21 protein-coding genes and 1 other annotated feature are annotated in these 25,097 nt (G+C 37.0%); all 21 genes read right to left on the bottom strand.

Going from position 1 to position 25,097, the window contains the following annotated elements; all coding sequences use genetic code 11:
• Nucleotides 1-102: 102 nt before the first annotated feature.
• The gene (gene sdhB, locus H9D55_RS04885; protein WP_186077389.1) at nt 103-864 is read right to left on the bottom strand and encodes a succinate dehydrogenase iron-sulfur subunit; all 762 of its coding nucleotides are present in this window, start codon (nt 862-864) and stop codon (nt 103-105) included.
• A gap of 22 nt (nt 865-886) precedes the next feature.
• On the bottom strand, nt 887-2,632 hold the full coding sequence (gene sdhA / locus H9D55_RS04880; protein ID WP_186077387.1) for a succinate dehydrogenase flavoprotein subunit: 1,746 nt from the start codon (nt 2,630-2,632) through the stop codon (nt 887-889).
• Between the two features lie 14 nt (nt 2,633-2,646).
• Entirely contained in the window at nt 2,647-3,258 is a 612-nt protein-coding gene (locus tag H9D55_RS04875) for a succinate dehydrogenase cytochrome b558 subunit (RefSeq protein ID WP_186077385.1), read from the bottom strand.
• A 95-nt stretch (nt 3,259-3,353) separates the two neighbouring features.
• Nucleotides 3,354-5,126 (bottom strand): excinuclease ABC subunit UvrC, encoded by a 1,773-nt coding sequence (gene uvrC, locus H9D55_RS04870; protein ID WP_186077382.1) that lies wholly within the window; start codon nt 5,124-5,126, stop codon nt 3,354-3,356.
• Nucleotides 5,127-5,178: 52 nt separating this feature from the next.
• Nucleotides 5,179-5,493, bottom strand: a complete 315-nt coding sequence (gene trxA / locus H9D55_RS04865; RefSeq protein ID WP_186077380.1) for a thioredoxin — start codon at nt 5,491-5,493, stop codon at nt 5,179-5,181.
• 177 nt (nt 5,494-5,670) lie between these two features.
• Entirely contained in the window at nt 5,671-7,998 is a 2,328-nt protein-coding gene (locus H9D55_RS04860; RefSeq protein ID WP_186077378.1) for an endonuclease MutS2, read from the bottom strand.
• Between the two features lie 5 nt (nt 7,999-8,003).
• Entirely contained in the window at nt 8,004-9,701 is a 1,698-nt protein-coding gene (polX, locus tag H9D55_RS04855; RefSeq protein ID WP_186078179.1) for a DNA polymerase/3'-5' exonuclease PolX, read from the bottom strand.
• A 47-nt stretch (nt 9,702-9,748) separates the two neighbouring features.
• The gene (locus H9D55_RS04850; RefSeq protein ID WP_186077376.1) at nt 9,749-10,276 is read right to left on the bottom strand and encodes a CvpA family protein; all 528 of its coding nucleotides are present in this window, start codon (nt 10,274-10,276) and stop codon (nt 9,749-9,751) included.
• Between the two features lie 162 nt (nt 10,277-10,438).
• Nucleotides 10,439-12,841: a phenylalanine--tRNA ligase subunit beta gene (gene pheT, locus H9D55_RS04845; RefSeq protein ID WP_186077374.1), complete on the bottom strand. Its 2,403-nt coding sequence runs from the start codon at nt 12,839-12,841 to the stop codon at nt 10,439-10,441.
• Nucleotides 12,828-13,889 carry a phenylalanine--tRNA ligase subunit alpha gene (pheS, locus tag H9D55_RS04840; RefSeq protein WP_186077372.1) on the bottom strand — a complete coding sequence of 354 codons (1,062 nt, stop codon included), beginning with the start codon at nt 13,887-13,889 and terminating at the stop codon, nt 12,828-12,830. The genes pheT and pheS overlap by 14 nt, the downstream gene beginning before the upstream one ends.
• A gap of 280 nt (nt 13,890-14,169) precedes the next feature.
• The gene (locus H9D55_RS04835; protein WP_186077371.1) at nt 14,170-14,895 is read right to left on the bottom strand and encodes a TrmH family RNA methyltransferase; all 726 of its coding nucleotides are present in this window, start codon (nt 14,893-14,895) and stop codon (nt 14,170-14,172) included.
• On the bottom strand, nt 14,889-15,962 hold the full coding sequence (locus tag H9D55_RS04830; protein WP_186077370.1) for a M42 family metallopeptidase: 1,074 nt from the start codon (nt 15,960-15,962) through the stop codon (nt 14,889-14,891). Before H9D55_RS04830 ends, H9D55_RS04835 begins: the two co-directional genes overlap by 7 nt.
• Nucleotides 15,963-16,045: 83 nt before the next feature.
• On the bottom strand, nt 16,046-16,405 hold the full coding sequence (gene rplT, locus H9D55_RS04825; RefSeq protein WP_186077369.1) for a 50S ribosomal protein L20: 360 nt from the start codon (nt 16,403-16,405) through the stop codon (nt 16,046-16,048).
• Between the two features lie 17 nt (nt 16,406-16,422).
• A complete protein-coding gene (rpmI, locus tag H9D55_RS04820; RefSeq protein ID WP_186077368.1) occupies nt 16,423-16,626 on the bottom strand; it encodes a 50S ribosomal protein L35 in 204 nt (67 codons plus the stop codon).
• A gap of 22 nt (nt 16,627-16,648) precedes the next feature.
• A complete protein-coding gene (infC, locus tag H9D55_RS04815; RefSeq protein WP_186077367.1) occupies nt 16,649-17,176 on the bottom strand; it encodes a translation initiation factor IF-3 in 528 nt (175 codons plus the stop codon).
• A gap of 13 nt (nt 17,177-17,189) precedes the next feature.
• Nucleotides 17,190-17,322 (bottom strand) — a sequence feature (ribosomal protein L20 leader region).
• A 149-nt stretch (nt 17,323-17,471) separates the two neighbouring features.
• Nucleotides 17,472-19,406: a threonine--tRNA ligase gene (gene thrS / locus H9D55_RS04810; RefSeq protein WP_186077366.1), complete on the bottom strand. Its 1,935-nt coding sequence runs from the start codon at nt 19,404-19,406 to the stop codon at nt 17,472-17,474.
• Between the two features lie 293 nt (nt 19,407-19,699).
• Nucleotides 19,700-20,656 (bottom strand): primosomal protein DnaI, encoded by a 957-nt coding sequence (dnaI, locus tag H9D55_RS04805; protein ID WP_235963113.1) that lies wholly within the window; start codon nt 20,654-20,656, stop codon nt 19,700-19,702.
• A complete protein-coding gene (locus H9D55_RS04800; RefSeq protein ID WP_186077365.1) occupies nt 20,653-21,957 on the bottom strand; it encodes a replication initiation and membrane attachment family protein in 1,305 nt (434 codons plus the stop codon). Before H9D55_RS04800 ends, dnaI begins: the two co-directional genes overlap by 4 nt.
• Nucleotide 21,958: 1 nt before the next feature.
• Nucleotides 21,959-22,417, bottom strand: a complete 459-nt coding sequence (gene nrdR, locus H9D55_RS04795; protein WP_186077364.1) for a transcriptional regulator NrdR — start codon at nt 22,415-22,417, stop codon at nt 21,959-21,961.
• 228 nt (nt 22,418-22,645) lie between these two features.
• Nucleotides 22,646-22,984 (bottom strand): nucleotide pyrophosphohydrolase, encoded by a 339-nt coding sequence (locus H9D55_RS04790; protein ID WP_186077362.1) that lies wholly within the window; start codon nt 22,982-22,984, stop codon nt 22,646-22,648.
• A complete protein-coding gene (locus H9D55_RS04785; RefSeq protein ID WP_186077360.1) occupies nt 22,977-24,743 on the bottom strand; it encodes a DUF2075 domain-containing protein in 1,767 nt (588 codons plus the stop codon). The genes H9D55_RS04790 and H9D55_RS04785 overlap by 8 nt, the downstream gene beginning before the upstream one ends.
• Nucleotides 24,744-25,097: the final 354 nt, after the last annotated feature.

The raw sequence follows: 25,097 nt of genomic DNA, 5'->3' as shown, positions 1-25,097 counted from the left end.
ACGCTCCTATTTGTTTAACTTAAAAAGTTTATTATACACTAACCATACACTAAAATCGCATAAAAAAGTGCATACATCGTTTAAGATGTATGCACAACAAATTTATTCTACTTCATGATCACTACCAAAGAATGATTTAAACATATGGAATGTTGTTTCTCTTTGCATAGCCGCAATTGAAGTTGTTAAAGGAATTCCTTTCGGACATGCTTTCACACAGTTCTGAGCCATACCACATTCTGCGATACCGCCTTTACCCATTAGAGCGTCTAATCTTTCGTTCTTGTTCATACTTCCAGTAGGATGTAAGTTAAATAGACGAACTTGTGAAATAGGTGCTGCACCCATGAACTCAGATTTTGAGTTCACGTTTGGACAAACTTCTAAGCATACACCACATGTCATACATTTTGATAACTCATAAGCAACCTGACGTTTTTTCTCAGGCATTCTTGGTCCTTCACCAAGATCATAAGTACCATCGATTGGTACCCATGCCTTAACACGTTTTAAGCTGTCGAACATTCTTGAGCGGTCCACCTGTAAATCGCGTACGATTGGGAAAGTGCTCATTGGTTCAAGTTTAATTGGTTGTTCATATTGATCAATTAATGCAGTACATGATTGTCTTGCATTCCCGTTTATTACCATTGAACATGCACCACAAACCTCTTCTAGACAGCTCATGTCCCATGTTACAGGTGTTGTTTTTTCGCCTTTACTATTTACAGGATTTCTTTGAATCTCCATGAGCGCGCTTATGACGTTCATATTTGGTCTGTAAGGAATTTCAAAGTCTTCCCAGTAGCTGGATGCATCTGGGCTTTCCTGGCGTTTAATTGATAACTTAATTGTTTCTGCCATTTTTTTGTATTCTCCTTTCAGATTACTTCGAATAATCGCGTACACGTGGTGGGATTAAACTCACATCTACGTCTTCATATTCAAACTTAGGCGCTTCAAATGGTCCTTCAAAGTATGCCTTTGTCGTTTTAAGCCACTCTTCGTCGTTTCTCTCTGGGAATTCAGGTTTATAGTGTGCGCCACGTGATTCGTTACGGTTTAATGCACCGATTGTAATCACACGAGCAAGGACTAACATGTTCCAAAGTTGACGAATGAAGAACGCCGCTTGGTTACTCCACTGTTTTGTATCATCAATGTTGATGTTTTGATATCTTTCCATTAACTCAACAATCTTTTTGTCTGTTTCAATTAGTCTGTCATTGTGTCTTACAACTGTTACGTTCGCTGTCATGAGTTCACCGAGTTCACGGTGAATTTTATATGCGTTCTCTGTACCTTTAAGATTCAGAATGTTATCCCATTTCTCTTGCTCAGCTTGTTCCGCACGTTTAAACACATCGTCGTTCAGATCTTCAAATGATTTTTCGAGCTTGTTAACATATTCAACAGCGTTTGGTCCTGCAACCATTCCACCATAAATTGCTGATAATAATGAGTTTGCTCCTAAACGGTTCGCACCATGTTGAGAGTAATCACACTCACCCGCAGCAAATAATCCAGGAATGTTTGTCATTTGATCATAGTCAACGTATAAACCACCCATTGAGTAGTGAACAGCTGGGAAGATCTTCATTGGCACTTTTCGTGGATCATCTCCAGTAAATTTCTCATAGATTTCAATAATACCACCAAGTTTAACATCTAATTCATGTGGATCTTTGTGAGACAGGTCAAGGTAAACCATGTTTTCTCCATTGATACCGAGTTTCTGATTCACACACACATCAAAGATTTCACGTGTGGCTACATCACGTGGTACTAAGTTACCGTAGTTAGGATATTTTTCTTCTAGGAAATACCAAGGTTTACCGTCTTTATAAGTCCAAACACGGCCACCTTCACCACGAGCTGATTCACTCATCAGACGTAGTTTGTCATCTCCAGGAATTGCTGTTGGGTGAATTTGAATAAATTCACCGTTCGCGTATACCGCACCTTGCTGATAAACAGCAGCTGCTGCCGAACCTGTATTGATCATTGAGTTCGTTGATTTACCAAAGATAATCCCTGGACCACCACTTGCCATAATAACGGCATCAGAACCGAATGATTTAATTTCACTCGTTACAATATTTTGTGCAACAACACCACGTGCTGCGCCTTCATCATCTTTAACAATTCCGACGAATTCCCAACCTTCATACTTTGTAACAAGACCTTCAACTTCATATTTACGCACTTGCTCATCAAGTGCATAAATTAATTGTTGACCCGTCGTTGCACCAGCGAATGCTGTTCTGTGGTGTAATGTACCACCGAAACGACGGAAGTCCAGTAAGCCTTCTGGCGTTCTGTTAAACATAACACCCATACGATCAAGTAAATGAATGATTTTTGGTGCTGCTTCACACATTGCTTTAACAGGTGGTTGGTTCGCTAAGAAGTCTCCACCATACACTGTGTCGTCAAAGTGAATCATCGGTGAGTCTCCTTCACCTTTCGTGTTCACTGCACCATTAATACCACCTTGCGCACACACTGAGTGAGAACGTTTCACAGGTACGATCGAGAAAAGCTCTACTTGTGCGCCACCCTCGGCTGCTTTTATCGTTGCCATCAGACCCGCAAGTCCGCCCCCAACAACGATAATTTTATTGTTTGCCATTTAGTTACACTCCTTTAAATAAATGCGAATACAGTTTGTATTCCGATAAAACTTACAATGACGAAAATTGCTAACGCTACGTAGCTCATTACCTGTTGTGATTTTGGAGATTGTGTAATACCCCAAGTAATCATGAATGACCATAGACCATTCGCAAAATGGAACACGATTGAAAGAATACTAACAATATAGAAAACTAACCAGAACGGGTTTCCTAAGATGTCAGCCATCATATCAAAGTTAACCTCATGACCAAGTGCAACTTGGAAACGTGTTTGATACACGTGAATAGCGATGAAGATAAAAGCAATCACTCCAGTAATTCTTTGGATGACGAACATCCAGTTACGATATGTACTGTAGCGACCCACGTTGTTTTTCGCAGTGAAAGCAATATAGATACCATAAATACCATGGAAAAGAATTGGTAAATAAATAACAAATGTTTCTAAGACGAGAACAAACGGTAAATTTCCCATAATTCCAGCAGCAATGTTAAATGCTTCAGGACCCCTTGTTGCAAAGTTATTTACAATGAGGTGTTGAAGTAAGAATACGCCGAGTGGAATGACTCCTAAAAGGGAATGGAGTCTCCTAATAAAAAAGCTTGAATCCTGTTTAGACACTAGTGTCCCCCCTCAATAATCAAAAAATCATATTGTTATCTATATTTTACGCATAATACCGCGTTAAATCAAGATGAGAAATAAAACGTTTTCCATTAGTTATCAGTTAATTTTTTCACGATATTACGTGCAACATTTTGCGGGATACCGATTTGGATAAAATCATCTTCTGTTTTAGTTTTCATATTATTTATTGATCGAAACGTTTTTAGGAGTTGTTCTTTACGTTTTGGCCCTACTCCCTCGATATTATCTAGTGTAGATTGGAACATTGTCTTCCTTCTCATGTTCCGATGGAAACTAATTGCAAATCTGTGTACTTCATCTTGAATTCTTTGTAATAGATAAAAACTTTGCGACTTTTTGTCTAGAGGTACGATATCTGCTGACTCACCATACAATAACTCAGCTGTTTCGTGCTTATCGTCTTTTCTAAGCCCAGCGATGGGTATGTCTAGACTTAACTCGTCTTCAAGCACGTTTCTAACAGTGTTCATATGACCGATTCCGCCATCGACGATGATAAGGTCAGGTAATGGTAATGACTCTCTCAATACTCTCGTATAGCGTCTGCGTACGACTTCTGCCATCGACGCATAGTCATCAGGTCCTTCGACTGTTTTAATCTTATATTTTCTGTAATCTTTTTTTGACGGTTTACCATCAATGAACGTGACCATCGCACTTACTGAATCCACACCTTGAATATGCGAGTTGTCGAACGCTTCAATACGTCTCGGTGTTTCAATGTTCAACACTTCTCCAAGTGTTTCTACTGCTTTAATCGTCCTTTCCTCATCACGTGCAATAATTAAGAACTTACTCTCAACAGCATTCTCTGCGTTCTTAGCTGCAAGATCAACCATTTCTTTCTTACTCCCTCTATGTGGCGCATGAACCTTTACAGGCAACGCTTCTTCCAAGATACTTTTATTAATTTCTCTCGGGATATGCACTTCTTTTGGTAATAGGTTAGAGTTTATATCATAGAAATGGAGTACAAATCTGTTGAACTCTTCCTCTATGTCGTCATTCACAGGAAACATCTCTGCTTTTTTCTCGATGAGTTTGCCGTTTCGTATAAGCAGTACACTCACTGCCATCCACCCCTTATAGAGTGCAAATCCAAAACAGTCGCGGGCAGTCATATCTGCTGTCAACATGTTTTGTTTCATCATCGTCTGATCGATGTGGCCGATTAAATCACGGTACTCCTTCGCACGTTCAAACTCGAGATCTTCTGATGCTTTCATCATTTTGTCTTCAAGATCAGAGACAATTTCTTTTGTCTCACCATTTAAAAATCTCGTAATACCATTGATCATTTCTCGATTTGTATCTTGAGATACGTGGAACACACACGGTCCTAAACATTGGCCGATATGATAATAAAGACAAAGTTTTTCTGGCATATTATCACATTTACGTAGCGGATAAATTCGGTCTAGTAATTTTTTAGTCTCATAAGCACTAAACGCGTTAGGATAAGGTCCAAAGTATGTACCCGTTCCTTTTTTTACATTACGTGTGACAACCAGTCTCGGATGTTTTTCTTTAGTGATTTTAATAAAAGGATAACTTTTATCATCTTTTAAAAGTATATTGTATCTCGGCATATGTTTTTTGATGAGTGTATTTTCTAGAAGTAGTGATTCTACTTCACTATTCGTAATCACGTAATCAAAGTCTACAATATCTTGTACTAAACGCATCGTTTTTTCATCATGTGCACCACTGAAATATGAACGCACACGATTGCGTAAATTCTTTGCCTTACCTACATAGATGATTTCATCATCTTTATTCTTCATCAAATAACACCCAGGTTCAGTTGGCAGTACTGATAACTTTAATTTTAACTCTTTCATTTTTTATCCCTCTAACAAAAAAAGCCGCATCAGCGGCTTTAAATAGTGTTGATTATAGATGTTTTTCAATCAGTGCAGTTAATTGCTCTTTTGGTTGGAATCCAACAACTTTGTCAACTTCTTCGCCATCTTTGAAAAGAATTAGAGTTGGAATTGACATTACTCCGAACTCAGCAGCAGTTGCTTGGTTTTCATCCACATTAAGTTTTACGATATCTGCTTTACCATCGAGCTCTGCAGAAACCTCTTCTAATACTGGAGCGATCATCTTACACGGACCACACCAAGGTGCCCAGAAGTCAACGAGTTTAACGCCTTCTCCAATTGTTTCTTTAAATGTTGCATCATTTACATCAATAATTGCCATTTCAAAATACCTCCACTAATTAAATACTGATTTTATTATAATATAGACTATTTCTATACACAATTTAATTGCTTATACAAAAAATGCTAAATACATGATTCCTGCGATAAACATGATTGCCGCAAAGACGATCACGACAGTCGCCAGTTTATACATATCAAATCCCATCTAATCCACCTACTTCATTGTGACGATGGTTACACCAAAGCCACCTTCACTTGGTAAGCCACCTCTAAACTTCGCGACTTTTGAATGTCTCTTTAAATGTTGCTGCACACCTTTTTGTAATGCGCCTGTACCTTTACCATGAATTATTTCTACTTCAGTTAAGTTTGATAGTACCACTTGATCGAGATAGCGGTCGAGTCTAATCATTGCATCTTCATATCTCTCTCCACGTAAGTCGAGAGAATTTGACACGTTCATTCTTGATACCCGCTTCAATGTTGGTGCTTTTTTCTTCTCTTGTTTACGTTTTTTGAGTTCATCTTTTTTCACTTTCATCTTGATAATACCCATCTGTACAGAGATGTCATTGCCTTCGATATCAATGACAACCCCTTTTTGTCCATATGTTAATACGTCAACTTCGTCTCCAACATTGAGCGTTTCCTCAACAACATTTTTGACATCTTTCTTGATATCTTTGTGATAATAACTATCTGATAATGACTTCTTAGCTTCGATTAACTTGTGCTGTTCGATCGAGTCTGCACCAAGCGTCTTCATGAGTTCTAGCTCGTCTATGATATCTTTTGCTTTTTGTTCTGATTCTTTAATAATTTCATTCGCTTTTTCTTCAGCCGCTTCAATCATCGCGTTCTTTTCACGTTCAAACTTCTCTTTATAATCTTCTAGCTCTTGCTTTAGAATTTCAACGTTCTTTAAGAGGCGCTCAGTTTCAAGTTCGTTGTCCCGGGCAAGAGTTGTATGTCTTTCTAACGCACCAATCATTTCGTTAATTTCATAGTTATCTCTTCCAGACAATGCACGTGCACGGTCGATGACACCCCGATTTAAACCAAGCTTCTCTGAAATCTCAAATGCATTCGACTTACCGGGTATCCCCATAAGTAATCGATATGTTGGAGATAAAGTGGTCAGGTCAAACTCCATAGATGCGTTAATTGTATTTGTACGTCCATATGAGAATGATTTAAGTTCCGGATAGTGTGTTGTCGAAATCACTGTCACATGTCTATCTAATAAGAACTCTAAAATACTGATTGCAAGTGCCGCACCTTCTTCAGGGTCTGTACCGGCCCCCAGCTCATCGAGTATCACTAAACTCTTCTCATCTACTCTATTTAAGATATCTGCAATATTCGTTAAGTGACTGGAGAATGTAGAGAGTGATTGTTCGATCGACTGCTCATCACCGATATCCGCATAGATACTTTCAAAGAGTCTAAGTCTAGATCCGTCTAGAGCCGGAATCGGAATTCCACATTGCGCCATCATGACAGACAAACCGATTGTCTTAATAGTCACTGTCTTACCACCCGTGTTCGGCCCGGTGATAATGACACCTTTTGTATCACGATCTACAAAGATATCATTCTTTACAACTTGATTGATATCAATCAATGGGTGGAATGCATTTACAAGATGAATGCGCTCGTCTTCACCAATCGCAGGTATCGTTCCCTTATAACTCATACCGTATTTAGCTTTTGCAAATATGAGGTCAAAGATATGAAGCACTTCGTCGATCTGCAGTAGATCATACTCATGCTCTGCAACAAGTCCAGTCAGTTCAGCTAAGATCTTACTGACTTCATTCTTTTCATCTTCACGTAAATGTTGGATTTTGTTACTGATTTCGACTATTGCCATAGGTTCTATATATACAGTAAGTCCCGACGTAGATACATCATGAATAATACCTTTAATTTCACCCTGAGCGTCTGCTTTAACAGGTAACACATATCTATTATTACGCATCGTCACTAGACTATCTGAAAGCTTTTTAGAATGCTTTCTCATAATATCGTTTAAGCGTGTTCTGATTCCTGCTTCTTCTCTTGATATCTTTTTACGAATAGATAGCAAAGTAGACGATGCATGATCGAGCACACCTGTTTCATCTACTGTTTCTACAATCCTGTTATAAAGACTACGTTCAGTTGGTAGTGCACGCTCATAGTGTGATAGCGTTTCAAGCTCAATCTCTTTGTCATAGAACTCGTTGAACACACCAATAAGTGTGTCTTTGCGATTCAACATTTGTTTAATTGCAAGTAGTTCATTTACTGTTAAAACACTACCAATTTTGGCACGTTTCACGTAAGCTGTAATATCTTGAATGCCGGCCATTTCCACTGGACGGTATCTCAACATAGTTAGTGCATCATCCACTTCATTTAATGTTTTAATAACATCCGCTTCAAGTGTCTGGAACATTTCTATATTAATCTGTTGTTTTGTCTTATCACTGATCGCATATTCTTTTAAGCGTGTCAGTATCTCATTAAATTCTAATGCTCTTAATGTTCTTTCATTCATTATTATCACTTACCATTTTTTATAAATTGTTTAAATGCTTCGCGGCTCATTGTATTCACCACTTGGTCTTTTCTAATCAGACCTTTTTGGAGCGTTGCGATTCCATATTTCATAAAATCAAGATGACGCGTATGGTGCGCATCTGTATTCACAGTCAACATTAAATCTTTATGTTTAATGACATCTGCAGATAAATCAAGTCTCTTTGGATTTGCATTAACTTCAAGAACAGTGTGCGTTTCTTTAGCCATCATAATGAGCTCATCCATATTTACACGATATCCATTTCTTGCGCCAATGATTCTTCCTGTTGGATGTGCAATGTGTCTAACATATGGATTGTAACACGCATTCTTTAGTCGCTCCATAATTTCCGCTTCACTCTGACTGAAACTTGAATGAATCGCAGCAATCACATAATCAAGCGCTTGTAGCGTATCGTCACTAAAGTCGAGAGTCCCATCTGCAAGGATATCCATCTCAGTTCCTGCGTAAATATCGATCTCCGTGTATTTATCATTTAGCTTTTTGATTTCTTCAATCTGTTTATAAAGACGTGTTTCATTTAGACCATTTGCTACTACAAGACTTTTAGAGTGATCCGTGATGACCATGTACTCATAACCCCGTTCAATACATGCTTCGACCATCTCTTCAATATTCATTGCACCGTCACTATACGTTGTGTGCATATGAATATCTCCTCTAATATCGTCAAGAGTCACAATGTTAGAAATATCCATATCGATTTCTTGGCCGGTCTCACGCATCGAAGGTGGAATAAATGGTACATCAAAATATTTGTAAAATGCTGCTTCGCTATCAAAAGTTAGTATACGACCGTCTTCACATTTTACACCATACTCACTGATACTCTCACCGCGCGTCTTTGCAATCTGCCTCATTCGTACATTGTGGTCTTTAGATCCTGTGAAGTGTTGTAACGTCGAGTAGTACTCATCTCCTTGAATAAATCTAAAGTCTGTATTGATTTCATTAAAATCATCTTTAATTACAATTGAAAACTTCTTCTCGCCTTCAGCGATTACAGACTTGAAGAAGTTGCTCTCTTTCATGTTGCTGATAAAGGCAGACACATCACTCGTTTTCACGATATAGTCTAAATCTCCACTTGTCTCTTTAAAACGTCTTGCACTTCCCGCAACGTCGTATTTTTCAACAAATTCGAATTCATTAATTTTATCTTCAACAAGCCGTCTAAATTTCAGAATCTGATCGATTGGATAACGATCTGGTTTCGTTAACAATTCTGTAATACCATTTAAAATATTCTCTTCTGTCTTTTTACCAAACCCTGGTAATTTTTGAAGTTCATTATTTTCACATAGTGATTTCAATTCATCAATCGTCACGATACCTGTTGCTTCATAAATCTTCGCAACACGCTTCGCTCCTAGCCCTGGAATCTTTGTCATTTGGACAAGTCCACCTGGCGTGTGTGCTTTTAATTCTTCTAAAAGTTCAGACTTTCCTGTCTCAAGGTACGTATTAATTAACGCTTCAGTACCTTTACCTATACCTTTAATACCTTTAAATGAGTCCATCTCACTTAGACTTCTGTTATCAGATTCGAGCGCGTTCGCTGCTCTTCTATACGCGGATACTCTAAAATTGTTCTCAAGGTTTAACTCTAAGTATATCGCGATTTCTTCTAACATATGAATAATATCTTTTTTAGTAATTTCTGACATACGTACCTCCATAAAAAATAGGACCCAAAGATAAGGTCCTATATTTGCATCCAACTCATCATGCGTTCAGATAATATTAGTGTGTGATTTAAAATAAATTTTGCCAAACCAGACCCATTAATCGCATTTTGAAGTGCATCCATTGGAATTGTCGCAGCAAATGCTAATACAACAACAAGAACAAAAATCATTTCAATCAAACCAAATATAACGCCTGCTACTGATGATGCAATAAAGTGAAATTGAACCTGTTGCAAGTAGTCAAACGTACTAATGAATAGTTGAATAACAAGTTTAGCAATCACGAATATAAAGAAGAATGCAGCCATATAGTAATAAGCTTCTTCTAGGTTCGCAATTTGTTTTAAAATTGCGCTATCCATTTCTATAGCGCTTGATGGATAAGGCATGATGAGATCCAGCCTGTTACCAAGCGCCTTATAATTGATTCGAGCAATTATAATTGCAGAGATTGTACCAAATAAGTGGATTATTGATAATAATCCACCACGTCTGAATCCAACAATCATGCCAATCATTATTAATAGTAATATAAGTAATGTCATATGCTAACCCTTTTTCTCAATCTGTTCTAGTATTACTTTATTATACTCTGGAACTTAACTTGATATGCTATTTATTATAGCGATAACGGTTTTTATTAACAAGTAAGTGCAATTATTATTCAGATAAAAATACCGTCCTTATAATGTAAGGACGGCTTTAGTCTACGCTCTGATTTTAAACCCTTCTGCTAGAAGCGCATCAACAATTGGTGCATGTAGTGTTTCAACTATTTCATCAGTGAGCGTTTCTTCTTTATTCAAGTAAGTAAGATGCAGTGCAACAGACTTTTTACCCGCTTCAATGTGTTCTCCTTCATATACATCAAATGGTTCAACATTGATTAGGTGTTTCACGTTCTGTTTATAAATTAGGTCGATGATGTCTTGAACTGTCACTTCGCTATTCACTTCTAATGCAATATCACGAGTGATTTGTGGATACTTAGGTAACTGTTCATAGCGAATCGTACCTTCCGTTTCTTTGTACATCTCATCTAAGTTAACTTCAAATACAGTTGTTTGGTTTAAGTCATGATCCTTCGCATACTTCGGATGTAGTTCACCAATTAAACCGATGACTTTACCTTTTAATAACACATGTGCCGTACGTCCAGGATGAAGTTCGGCATATTCCGTTGTACGTTCATAAGTCACATGCGGCTTAAGAGAAAGTCTTGTAAACACACTCTCTAAAATACCTTTTAATGTATAGAAATCAGGAGATAGTGATGCGCCTAACCATTCCACATGATATTGAGGTCCAGAAATTACAGCAGCGAGCTTCGTAATTTCTGTTGGTAGTTTATCTTGTCCATGAGTCTCGAACACTTTACCCATTTCATATAGTGACACTGATTTACGTTGTCTGTTCATGTTATAAGTAACATTATCAACTAAGTGAGGGATAAGACTCGTTCTTAGCGTTGAGTGAATCTCACTCATCGGCATTTTGAGCTTCAGTCCTTCAGACGCATTCGTAAATTCTTTTACGCGTGATTCCTCAGTAAGTGCATAGTTGATTGCGCCTGAAAGTCCAAGTGATGATAGTTGCTTTTTGATGACCCTAGTCTTTACTTGGTTATCTGTTAAACGACCTGGCGTAATTTCTGAATACACAGGTAATGTCGATGGCAAGTTATCATAACCGTAAATTCGCGCAACTTCTTCCGTGATGTCTTCAGGAATCTTAAGATCATCACGACGTGACGGGATAATTGCATGGATGTTGTCTCCGTCAAGTTTTACATCAATACCAAGTTTATCTAGCGTTTCTGTGATTTCATCCGCATTTAAGTCTAATCCTAAACGGTTATTGATGAAGCTTACTGAAGTGTCGATTTCTGTTGGCGTTAAGTCAAGTGCACCGTCAGAAACGATGCCTTTTTCGACTGTTCCACCTGCAAGTGTTTCGAGTAAATAAGCAGTTCGGTCAAGTGCTTTTAATACAAACTCATGTGATACACCCTTTTCAAAACGACTGGATGCTTCACTTCTTAAGTTCAAACGACCAGATGTCTTACGAATTGACACAGGTTCAAATAATGCAGACTCGATTACCACGTTTGTTGTATTGTCAGTAACTTCAGAGAAATCTCCACCCATGACCCCTGCTAATGCTACAGGTTCTTTACCGTTTGTAATTACAATATCAGACTCTAATAACGTGCGTTCTTTACCATCTAGAGTAGTCATCTTTTCATCTTTCTTTGCACGGCGTGTAACGATTTCCTTCGAACCGAGGTTGTCGTAATCAAAGATATGAAGCGGCTGGCCAAATTCGAGTAACACGTAGTTAGAAATATCTACGACGTTATTAATTGGACGGATACCTGCTTTTAATAGACGATGTTGCATCCATACGGGTGATGGCATAATCTTTACATTGTTTACTTTACGTAAAGCATAAAACGGCACTGCTTCACTGTCTTCGTTTTTAACCGAGATACCTGAAATATCATCTGTTTCTGTCATATCGCGTTTTGGTTCAATTACTTCACCACCAAATAATGCGCGTACTTCGTATGCTGTACCGATCATTGATAGTGCGTCCTTACGGTTTGGTGTTAGGTCGAACTCTAACACTTGGTCGTCGAGATATAATGCTTCTAGTGCATTCGTTCCTGGCGTTTGTTCTTCGTTAAAAATAAAGATCCCATCTTTAAATTCTTCTGGAATAAAATCTTCAGAAATACCAATCTCTTCTAGACTACAGATCATGCCGTATGATTCTTCCCCACGTAGCTTGGCTTTTTTAATCTTGATGCCGCCTGGGAGCCTGCCTCCTACTTTGGAAACGATTACGTAGCTATCTGCTTTCACATTTGGTGCACCACATACGATTTGTACTGTTTCGTCCCCTGTATTCACTTGGCATAGCTTAAGTTTATTTGCTTCAGGGTGTTGCTTAACATGCGCCACATACCCAATAACAAGATTTTTGATATCTTTTGTGTAGTCGATAATGTCATCTACCTCGATACCACCTCTTGTAATTGTTTCAGCAAGGGTTTCAGTATCTGCGTCAACTGAAATAAATGTTTCTAACCACTCTTTAGAGACTCTCATGTACGACACCTCTATCTTCTGAATATTTAAATTGCTCTAAGAAACGTAAATCATTTGTATATAAATGTCTGATGTCTTCAATACCGTAAGTCAGCATTGCGATACGGTCTGGCCCAAGACCAAATGCGAAGCCTGAGTATTCTTTTGAATCGAATCCTGCCATTTCAAGTACATTCGGATGTACCATTCCGGCACCTAAAATTTCTATCCAACCGGATTGTTTACACACGTTACAGCCTGCTCCCCCGCACTTGAAGCAAGACACGTCTACTTCGACACTTGGTTCAGTGAATGGGAAATAGCTTGGACGTAAACGAATTTCACGTTCATCACCGAAAAGCGCTTTAGCGAGGAGTTCTAAGGTTCCCTTTAAGTCTGAGAGATGGATGTTTTTATCGACAACCAGACCTTCAATTTGTGTAAATTGATGTGAATGTGTCGCATCGTCACTATCACGACGGTACACTTTACCTGGACAGATAATCTTAATTGGTCCTTTACCATCCGCTTGGTTTAGTACACGCGCTTGAACAGGGGACGTATGTGTTCTGAGTAATGTCTCATCAGAGATATAGAAACTGTCTTGCATGTCACGTGCTGGGTGAGTTTTTGGTAAGTTTAATGCTTCAAAGTTGAAGTAGTCTGTCTCAACTTCATACCCTTCTCTCACTTCGTATCCAAGACCTAAGAAGAAATCTTCAATATCTGTGATGATGCGATCGATTGGGTGAAGCCCCCCTTGAGTAAACATACGTCCTGGTAAGGAAACATCGAGGGTTTCTTTTTCTAGTTTTTCTTGAAGTAGTCTTTCTTCTAGTTCTTTGATTGCTGTTTCTAACTGCTCAGTAACCTCTGTACGTAGTGCGTTAACTTTTTGACCATATGCTTTTTTTTCTTCATTTGGAATTTCTCTCATATGTTGCATGAGTGTAGAAACGTGTCCTTTTTTTCCTAAGAACTTAACGCGTACATCTTGAAGTTGTTTCATATCTGTTGCTGCGTCTAAAGCACTTAGAAATGACTGTTTAATCTCTTCGAAATTTACCATGATTTCACCTCATAATTTTTTAAAATAAAACAAAAAGAACCCCGTCCATACTATAGGACGGAGTTCCGTGGTACCACCTAAATTCCTGGCTATTCCAGGCACTTATCATCCGTAAGTGAATGACGCTCTATTTCATCATTAGGTGAACCCTGACGCTCATTTGAAGTGTTCTCACCCATCCACTTCTCTCTGTATAACAAGCCTTGTCATTTATGCCTATTTCATCTGAAATATATATGTTTTATTAATATATAAATTATACATTGATTCTCTTAATTTTTCAAATTCTGAACTGATGCATCAAGATTCCACCAGCAACTGCTACATTTAAACTTTCAGCATGACCCGTCATATCAATCTTAAATAGTTTGTCACTTCTTTCAATTAACTCAGTACTGACGCCTCGACCTTCGTTCCCGAGAATAAGGGCAACATTGTTTGATTCATCAATCGTGAAATCTGTACTGCCTTCAAGTGAAGTCGTTAGGACGACACCTTCAAAACCATCTAAAAACTCGTTTAAATCTGTACGTATTAATGACACGTGGAAGTGAGACCCTTGAGCGCTTCTAAGTACTTTTTCATTATAAGCATCTACTGTGTCATGACTCATCACAATTTGCTTAAAATTGAACGCGTCAGCTGTACGAATCAACGTACCTAAGTTACCTGGATCTTGTACACTATCAATAATCAACACACGCTGACTGTTTTCAATACACTCAGATTCTCCCACTATAGCGAGTATGCCTGGTGGTGTCACAAGTGTGGAGATCGACTTCATGACAACATCATTTACAATAGTGACTTTTAAAGAATCTATGTTCAGATCGAACGTTTTGTTTTCAAGGATGAAGACTTCTTTAATATCTGCGTTGTTTTCAATTGCAACGTCTATTAAATGCTCCCCTTCAATTAAAAACTGCCGTTCTTTGTCTCTCGTTTTTTTCTTTTGAAGTTTGCGCACTTCTTTAATACGCGCATTATCTTTCGAAGTGATTACCATTTGATTGAATCAACTGTCTCGTCATCTAAAGATTTGATGATTTCTACGACTAAATCTACTGCATCTTTAAAATCTTGTCTATGCATGATAGAAACATTTGAATGCATATAACGAAGTGGTACGCCGATTGCCACTGAAGGTACCCCTTCGTGACTTGTATGGAAGCTACCCGCATCCGTACCGCCTCCTGGGATTGCCTGAAGTTGCACATTAATATTTTTATCCTTAGCAACCTTTTGGATATGACGTCTGAAACCCACGTGACCGATGTTAGATCCGTCGAGTAAGAGTAATAATGGACCTTCTCCTAAGTTCCCTTTACCATTTCTTGAATCCATTCCAGGTGAATCCGTTGCAAGACCAACGTCCACTGCGATTGCAAGGTCCGGCTTCACTTTGTAAGCAGCAGTTTTTGCGCCACGAAGTCCCACTTCTTCTTGAACAGTTGCTCCGGATACTACGTTGATGTTTGTATCTACATCTTTAAGTTTTTCTAATACTTCGACAGCAAGTGCACAACCATAGCGGTTGTCGAAAGCTTTCGCAAGTAGATAATCTTTGTTCGCCATTTGTGTGAATTCAGTGTATGGCACAATGATGTCACCAAGTTGAACGCCAACCGCTTCAGCTTCTTCTTTGCTTGCAACACCGATATCGATGAACATGTCTTTAAGGTCAACTGGTTTTTTTCTCTCTTCTGGACTTAACACGTGTGGTGGTTTTGAACCCACAACACCCACTAAGTTACCTTTTTCAGTCACAACAGTCATACGCTGTGAAAGTAACACTTGGTTCCACCATCCACCGATTGGAGTGAATTTTAAGTACCCTTTTTCATCAATTTCAGTGATCATAAAGCCGATTTCGTCGAGGTGTCCACCAATTAAAATAGTCTTGTTACCAGACTTCGCGTCTTTTTTACCAAAAATTCCACCGAGATTATCTTCAATAATCGAATCAGAGTTTGGCTCTAAGTAATCCCTCATCAGTTCTTTAACTTCCGTTTCGAAGCCCGAAACCCCATTTGCATCTGTTAATGATTTTAAAATTTCTAGTTGCTTATCCATTATGTACCTCCAACAAATTTTATATATACATATTTTAACACAAAAAAATCCACATTGAATTTCAATGTGGATTAGAAATGATATTATTTGTTTAACGCATCTTTAGCTTGCTTTACAATTTCACCGAATGCTGCATCGTCAGCAATTGCAATTTCAGAAAGCATTTTACGGTTGATATCGATACCAGCGATTTTAAGACCGTTCATTAAACGGCTGTAGCTGATGTCGTGGTTACGTGCTGCAGCGTTGATACGCGCAATCCATAATTTACGGAATTCACGTTTTCTATTTTTACGGTCTCTATATGCATATTGACCAGATTTAGTCACTTGTTGTTTCGCTACTCTGTAAAGTGCACCTTTGGCACCAAAGTAACCTTTAGCTTGTTTTAATACTCTTTTACGTCTCTTACGTGAAGTAAGACCATTTTTTACACGAGCCATTTCGTTTCCTCCTTAAATTACTTAGCAGCTCTTGCTAATAAGTGTACTAGACGTCTAGCGTCAGATTTTGCAACTAAAGCAGATTTACGTAAGTGACGTTTTTGTTTAGTTGTTTTGTTAGCCATTAAGTGGCTTGTGAACGCTTGTGAACGTTTGAATTTTCCAGTAGCAGTACGTTTAACACGTTTTGCATACCCTTTGTGTGTTTTCATTTTAGGCATGATGATGAATCCTCCAAAAATATTATTTTTCTTTCATTGGCGCGACAACGAGGAACATTGAGCGACCTTCCATCTTAGGTCTCACTTCAATTTGACCAACGTCTTTTAGTTCTTCCGCAAAACGCTCTAACACTTTACGACCGATATCTTTGTGAGTGATCGCACGTCCTCTGAAACGAATCGATGCCTTCACTTTGTCTTCCTTCGAAAGGAATTTCTTAGCTTGGTTTAGTTTTGTGTTAAAGTCATGATCATCGATTGTCGGTGACAGTCTAATTTCTTTGACATTAATAACTTTCTGCTTCTTACGCGCTTCTCTGTCTCTTTTTTGTTGTTCATATTTGAACTTACCGTAGTCCATGATACGCCCAACCGGTGGTTTTGCGTTAGGCGCTACGAGGACGAGGTCGAGATTTACTCTCTCAGCCATCTCAAGTGCTTCTTTAGTAGATTTAATGCCTAGCTGTGAACCATCTTGTCCAATCAATCGAACTTCTTTTGCACGAATACGATTATTGATAATTGTTTGGTCTTTTGCTATTGTTGACACCTCCAAAAAATTTAACGAACAAAAAGAGCGGGTGCATAGCAACACCCGCTCTTCGAAATAGATATAATAAGATAATTATATCTTCCCCGATTGACCCTGTGACACTTACTGCTGAGGGTGTGAAGCGGGAGCTTCAACTTGTTCGTTCAATTCAACTCTTATAACTATACATCTTTTTATAATATAAGTCAATTGATTTTTGACTTTTTTTAGTTAAAAATATTTTTATGTTGAATCGTATAATAATATATCACTTAAAAAAATCGTGAGACATATCTTTTTTAATGCACTTCATTTATTTCTTAAGTCTGATTTCATCTACAAGACTATAAAGGAAGTCTTCTTTAGAGAAAGTATGTTGATCTTTCTCACCATATTTACGAACGTTAACTTCCTTAGCTTCAACTTCCTTATCCCCGACGACTACTTGATAAGGAATTTTCTTCATTTGTGCTTCACGAATTTTATAGCCCATTTTTTCTTCGCGGTCATCGATCTTTGCACGGATTCCATATGATTTTAACTCGTCGAGTAGTTCTCTAGCGTAATCATAGTGTAGGTCTAAGTTTACAGGGATGATCTGTACTTGTTCAGGCGCTAACCATAACGGGAATGCACCTTTGTATTCTTCAATTAAGAATGCAACAAAGCGTTCCATTGTACCAACGACACCTCTATGAATGACTACAGGACGGTGGTTTTGTCCATCTTCTCCAATGTAGTTTAAGTCAAAACGCTCTGGTAATAAGAAATCCAGTTGTACTGTAGACATTGTTTCTTCAATGCCTGATGCTGTTTTAACTTGAACGTCTAATTTCGGACCGTAGAATGCCGCCTCACCTTCAGCTTCGAAGTAGTCTAGTCCCATTTCATCTACCGCTTCTTTTAACATCGCTTCTGCGTTGTCCCACATCGTATCGTCATCAAAGTATTTATCTTTATCGTCTTTATCTCTATAAGATAAACGGAATGAATAATCTTTAATGTTGAAGTCCTCATACACTTCTTGAATTAAGTGAACAACACGTTTGAACTCGTCTTTAATTTGGTCAGGACGTACGAATACGTGTGCATCGTTTAAGACCATTCCACGGACGCGCTGTAATCCAGATACTGCACCCGATGCTTCGTAACGGTGCATCATACCAAGTTCTGCAATACGGATTGGCAGCTCACGGTACGAATGACGCTCGTTTTTGTAAATCATCATATGGTGTGGACAGTTCATCGGTCGTAAGACGAGCTTCTCGTTTCCAATCTCCATTGGCGGGAACATGTCTTCATGATAATGATCCCAGTGTCCACTTGTCTTATATAGCTCTACGTTAGCCATTATCGGAGTGTATACATGGTCATATCCAAGAGATACTTCCTTATCTACGATATAGCGTTCAATTTCACGTCTAATTGTTGCACCGTTTGGTAACCACAATGGAAGACCTGCACCAATTAATTGGTTGTTTTCAAAGATCTTTAAATCTTTACCAATTCGTCTATGGTCACGTTCTTTACGCTCCTCTAACATTTTAAGATGTGCATTTAAATCTTTTTTATTAAAGAATGCTGTACCGTAGATACGCTGTAACATCTTGTTGTCAGAATCTCCACGCCAGTACGCACCCGCTGTAGATAATAATTTAAATTCTTTAATTTTAGAAGTTCTAGGAACGTGAACACCGCGGCATAGATCTGTGAATTCACCTTGAGAGTATACTGTTACAGTGTCATCTTCAGGAATTGCATCGATTAGCTCGAGCTTGTATTCATCGTCTTTAAATAAGGCTTTTGCCTCTTCTCTTGATAAGACTGAACGTTCAATTGAAATGTTTTCATCAATAATACGCTTCATTTCTTTTTCAATTTTAGGTAAGTCTTCAGATGAAATTCTCTCATCCATATCAAAATCATAGTAGAATCCCTCTTCGATCACTGGACCTACACCAAATTTCACGTCACCATAGAGACGCTTCAAAGCTTGTGCCATTAAGTGCGCTGTAGAGTGCCTCATCACCTCTAACGCTTCTTCTGACTTATCAGTAAATAATTCGATGTCCGCATCTGCATCAATGGGACGATCTAAATCATACATTTCACCATTAACACGTGCAGCAACGCTTGCTTTTTTTAGACCCGGGCTGATTGAACCCGCTATTTCTTCTGCAGTAATGCCACGATCAAATTCTTTAATATTTCCGTCTGGAAATTTAACTTGTACTTTAACATCTGACATAACGATTCCTCCTAAAATTAAATAAAAAAAGCCGCCCCTTTAACAAAGGGACGACTATACACCGTGTTACCACCCTGATTCGCAAAATTACTTTTGCCTCAGTTAGGATATAACGGACCAAACCGGCTTACGATTAAGTAAGCAATGAAAAAGGGAGTAACTCCAAGTGTATATTATGCATTTCCACCAACCATGCATTCTCTTAAAATATACCAAAAGAAATTGTGTCCTTTTGAATTTATTATTTGAAATTGATGAATATATTATATACTGATTATTCCATAAATGCAATATTACTGATTATGACGGTAGTTTAAGCCCGTGAGCTCGACTTCATCCGTCAAGGCACGAATACGTTCCACCATACGAGATGATTTGATTTTATCCTCTGCACCATTTTTTGTATGGCTGTATAATTCAACTAAATCATCCACTGAATAGTTGGAGCTAATAAATGTAGGCAATCCTCTAGACATACGTGACTGTAGGATTGGTGTTAACACTTCATCTCTCGACCACACTGTAATATCTTCTGCACCTAAATCATCTAGCATCAATACTTCAGCAGTTTTAATCGCAAGTAACTTTTCATCTGTTGACCCGTCTTTAAATCCAGATTTAAGATCTGTGAGTAGTTCAGGCATGTAAATCATCATCGTTGAGATGGACTTTTCTTTTAGTTCATTCGCAATACAGCCCAGAATGAAAGACTTGCCCACACCAAACTGCCCGTGAATATATAATCCTTTTGGCTCATCACCACTCACAATAGAAATCGCTGCGTCGATTGAGCGTTTAATGACGTCATTACGTGTTGAACTCGAATCATGATATAAATCATCAAAGCTCGCATTTTTTATATCTTTAGAAATATGGAAACTCTTAATTAACGATTCTTTTTCCTCATATTCAAGCTGTTTTTCTTTCACAGGACATCTTGTGTAATAGAGATGCAGTCGATTATTACGCACTTCTAGATTATGAACGAGACCCTCCGGATGGGAAATACATTCCCCATTCTCATCCACTTCACATTCCGTCTTCTGTTCGACATAAAACTTTGCGTTAATGAGATCATCGACAATCATCTGACGCGTGACTTCCCCTTCATGATTTTTAATGAAGTCCTGCATTTTTTTAGAGTGAACAATCTCTTCGATAAGTGCTTCTTCTCTATTTTGACGCGACTTTAGTTCATCAATCGCGCTAACCTTATTAAATATATTTCCGATAGATTTCACATCAATCACCTATTATTTCTAAACTGTTGGATGCGTGCTGCAATCGAATCATCCTTCAGCTCGGGAATTGTTTTTTCATCATTTTTATTCTCATCCTTAGTGTCAGTCGTCTTCTTATCTGAAAACCACTTAGGCTCGATTGTCTTATGAGATACTTTGAAGCGATTGTTTGGGTAGTTCTTTTTAGCCTTCGAATTTTCACCAAGGAAAGACAGTACAGATTCACTTGCCTCTTTAGCAGTTAAGAACCCTTTTTTCTCCCAGTCTCTCGCTATCGAAAAGACATAATTATCATTTAAATACTGTCCTTTTTGTAAGACATATTCAAGCAACACATTGATGACACCATCAGACAACTTCGTCGTCATGATAAGTTCAGTTACAATACGCATATCATTCTGAGACGCATGATTGTTTCTTAAATGTTGGATACGATTTAAAGGCGAAATCCCATCCAACTGTTCAAAGTAATCCGTGCTGTTTTCATGCGTATTTAAAGTCTCCAATTGCACTCTAGGTTTCGCTTTACCTTCAGTCGCATTATATTCTCTTAATGCGTAATGTTTCAAGAGTTCTAAGTCAATACCCTCATTGCGATCCGTCGATTTTATAATGACATCTTTCATTTGATATAAAGAAAGATTGAACACTTGAGATAATTTTACAATTGTACGCTGCACTTCTGTATTAAAGAACCCTTTTTCGACATACGTACCACGAAGATGCGTATACAACATGTCAAAATCGAACTCAGTTACATCAATTCTCGAACCTTCAGACTGAGCATTCCCAATAAACGTCTCGGTTGGTTTTTCAAACTCATTCATGCGTAGCGTCGAAAACACCTCTTTAAAATTGCGACTCACGTCGCTAAAACCCTCTGGAAATGGATGGTAAATCCACGCCGATTTCTTCTCATTAAATTTCTTACTCCCAATTTTTGCAAATAAAAACATCGATAACATCGGGTCATTGAAAAAACTTTCAGCATCCAACGGACTTTTTAGTTCATATAAAAATTGGTCGGTGTGTACATCATCATTCACGTATGTTTTAACAAGATCAATTGCCTCAAGTTTTTCAAGCTCTTTTGTAAATGTCGAGAGTTCGATATTTAAAATATCCATGAATTCACTATGAAAACGTACGGTCATATCTTGTTTCAAATCAATTAAATAATTATAGATCGATAGAGACACAGGACCAATGAGCGGCATATATATATCCGAAAGCATTTCTCTGTCAGATGGAGATAATGAAATCTTGTTATACACTAAAAATTCAGTTCTCGGCATCAATCTCGTATTCATATCATGATTTCCCTTTATTTAAGTTCTCAAGAACATCCATTAATTGATTAATATCTTTAAACTCACGATACACAGACGCAAAACGGACATAAGCAACCTGATCTAAGTCCATTAATTCATTCATTACCGCTTCACCAATATCATTCGATGAAATTTCAGCTTTATTTAAGTTACGTAAAGACTTTTCAATATTATCCGTTCTTTTTTCAATCTCATCAAACGCAATCGGTCTTTTCTCACATGCTTTCATGAGACCCTCTAACACTTTTTCCCGATCAAACTTTTCACGCGTATTGTCCTTTTTAATTACGACAAGTGGAGATAATTCGATTCTTTCAAAAGTTGTAAATCGAGTCGCACAAGACTCACACTCACGACGACGTCTAATGACTGTCATATCATCAGCGTGACGAGAATCTATGACTTTAGTATTCTGATGTTGGCAATTTGGACAACGCATGAACTCACCTCAATCTAAATTCTATTTATTACATATATTATACACGATAAATGGATACAATAAAAAAATACAGAAAAATGACTTTTCTGTATTTTATCTATTATTAAATTAATGTTCCTTATATATCTTAAATATTATATAAGTAATTATCTTATTATGCATATTATTATGAAGGTTTTAAGAGAATTGTAAATCTCCATACATATATGTTTAATATAATCTTATGTATTATTCAATGTTAAAATCAGTATATTTTTTCTTGGTTCCTTTACTTTTAGAGACCGGATATTTTTGATTGTTTTTTTTAAGTTTATTTAAAATAATTTCTTCTATATTTAACTCTAAATTAGAGGCTAACATAATAGAATAAATTAATACATCTGCTAGTTCATCTTCGACATGATTCAAATTATTTTTTATTGTTTCTTCACTAGTATTCCATTGAAATAATTCAAGCAATTCTGATGCTTCAAGAGAAATAGAGATAGCTAAGTCTTTCTCATTATGAAATTGTCTCCAGTCTCTTTCATCTCTAAAATCATTCACCGCTTTTTTTAATTTATCCAATTCTTATCTCTCCTTTCTGAGCTTTTAATAAAGCTTCTTGTAATGCATCATCTACAGCATATAAATACAATCCATGTATTCCTCTTGTTAATAAAACATTTAATTCATTTTTTAATAAAAAGTCTGCTAAATACTCTTTACTTCCGTCTTTTAGACTTCTTCGCTGTTTGGCTTTTTTATTTTCACTTGCTTCTCTATCAAATATTATTTTTCCATTTCTATACTTAACTGAGGGACCAATAATTACTCCAACATAATTTAAATCAAAACCTTGCACTGTATATGTAGACCCCGCCTCGTTTATTGTATGAGGTTGCTCTGCCCAGGACACATCCTTATATTTAACACTCCTATTTTCCGGTTTCAGTTGATAATTCCAAGGAATTTCAAAGTCCTTGTCTCTTACCATCCAATATTCATCATTTTCCGGCTTACGTTTGTCCACATATTCCCAGTCAAACGTAGCAACAACTCTTGAGATCCCTTTTTCTTGGTCCATTGATTTGTCTTTAATTGCTTTATGCATCATCCCTGCGTCTTCAAAAATTTTAATTTCATAACCTTTATTATCACTAGGAATATTTAATACTGTCTGGTTATCAACCAAATTTCTAATCCATTCGACTGATTGCTCTTCGGCATCAATTCGCATTTGATTTGTTAAAAATATATAATTATCATTTCGCTTAGACATTGCCTTAATTTTTTCAAGCTCTTCTTCTTCCCAATACTGTTCTGTTGTTAAAATTTGGTTTACATCAAATACAGCTATTACTACTTTTGCCCTCTCTAATAGATCATGTAGCTGATTTTTTCCTCTATACGCTTGTTTACCTTGAGTCCACAATAAATGTGCTTCATCCACTATTACAACATCCAAAGGGTCATCGCTTGTTACATTATTAATTAATCTAGTTGGTTTTAAAACAGTTTGTAAGCCCTCATCTGATGTTAAGTCTAATTTTTCTGCTATCTGATTATAAACTTTTAACTGAGCATCGTGATTTACTATCATATGAACTTTTAGTTCTTTCTTATTCTCTAATTCTTCAACTAAATCCTTTTTAATTTCATAAAATAGACTACTCATCAATACTGTTTTTCCTGAACCGGCTTCACCAGCCACTAAAATTAGTTCTCCTGTTTGATCTTTCTTTAAGGATTCGATTACTTTAGTATAAATCTTATTTTTTGCTTCGTTCTGTTCAGGTGTTAATTTATGAAAAGGTGATGCTTTAAAAAGTGCAGAATCTTCTATAATCCTTTTTAATGGAAAAAGATTCTCATTCTTCTTTCTTAGTTCTTCCCATACTTTAGAAAAAATACCTTCAAAATACTCTACCGTATAGTATTTATTCTGCTCGTTAGTACGTGAATTATATATTTTATCTACTTGCTCTACTGTAGATAAATAGTGCATAAGTTTATTTTCAATATCTAATGTCAAAGACTTATTAAAATATTCATGTCCTATCATATACATTGATGCTGATGGATTATTAGGATGGTTTAATATTTCTTCGTTAATTTTATTAGTATTTAAATGCTGTTTAGTTCGTGCTTTAATATCAGCAGTTTCACCAATATAAATGTTATATGTATGTTTTTTCGACTCATTATTAATAATATAGACGGTTGGATAATCTAATAAATATTTTCTTTCCTTAGCTTTAAAATTCACAGCACTTTCAGCAAATTCTTTCAGTCCCTTTTCAGTGTAATCAATTTTATGTATGATAGGCTTAGAGATTTTTGCCATCTTTATTTCACTCCATTCTTTATATCTACTTCATTACTAATTACCATTTAAATTAAGATCTTATAGAGAATTTTGTAAATGTATAATTACTATTATACGTTAGTCAATAATTGGTTCAAAGCTGTTATAATTTTATAGTTTATGTTTTAAGCAATTTCTGAATCTATTTACCTCATTTTATAATTCTTCAGCAATGATTTACGTATATATTTATGCAGATAATATATTAGTAAGCCTAAATGCTTTTTGTACAATTTGAATGTTTTTAATCTCTCTTAATAAATCACTCGAAAAAGTATTCTTTTAATCGTGATTCGTGAGATTCATCTTTATTCCAACTTTTTGAGATTAAGT

This window comes from Phocicoccus pinnipedialis, assembly GCF_903994035.1.
Taxonomy (GTDB): domain Bacteria; phylum Bacillota; class Bacilli; order Staphylococcales; family Salinicoccaceae; genus Phocicoccus; species Phocicoccus pinnipedialis.
This window is presented reverse-complemented; position numbering and strand designations above follow the sequence as displayed.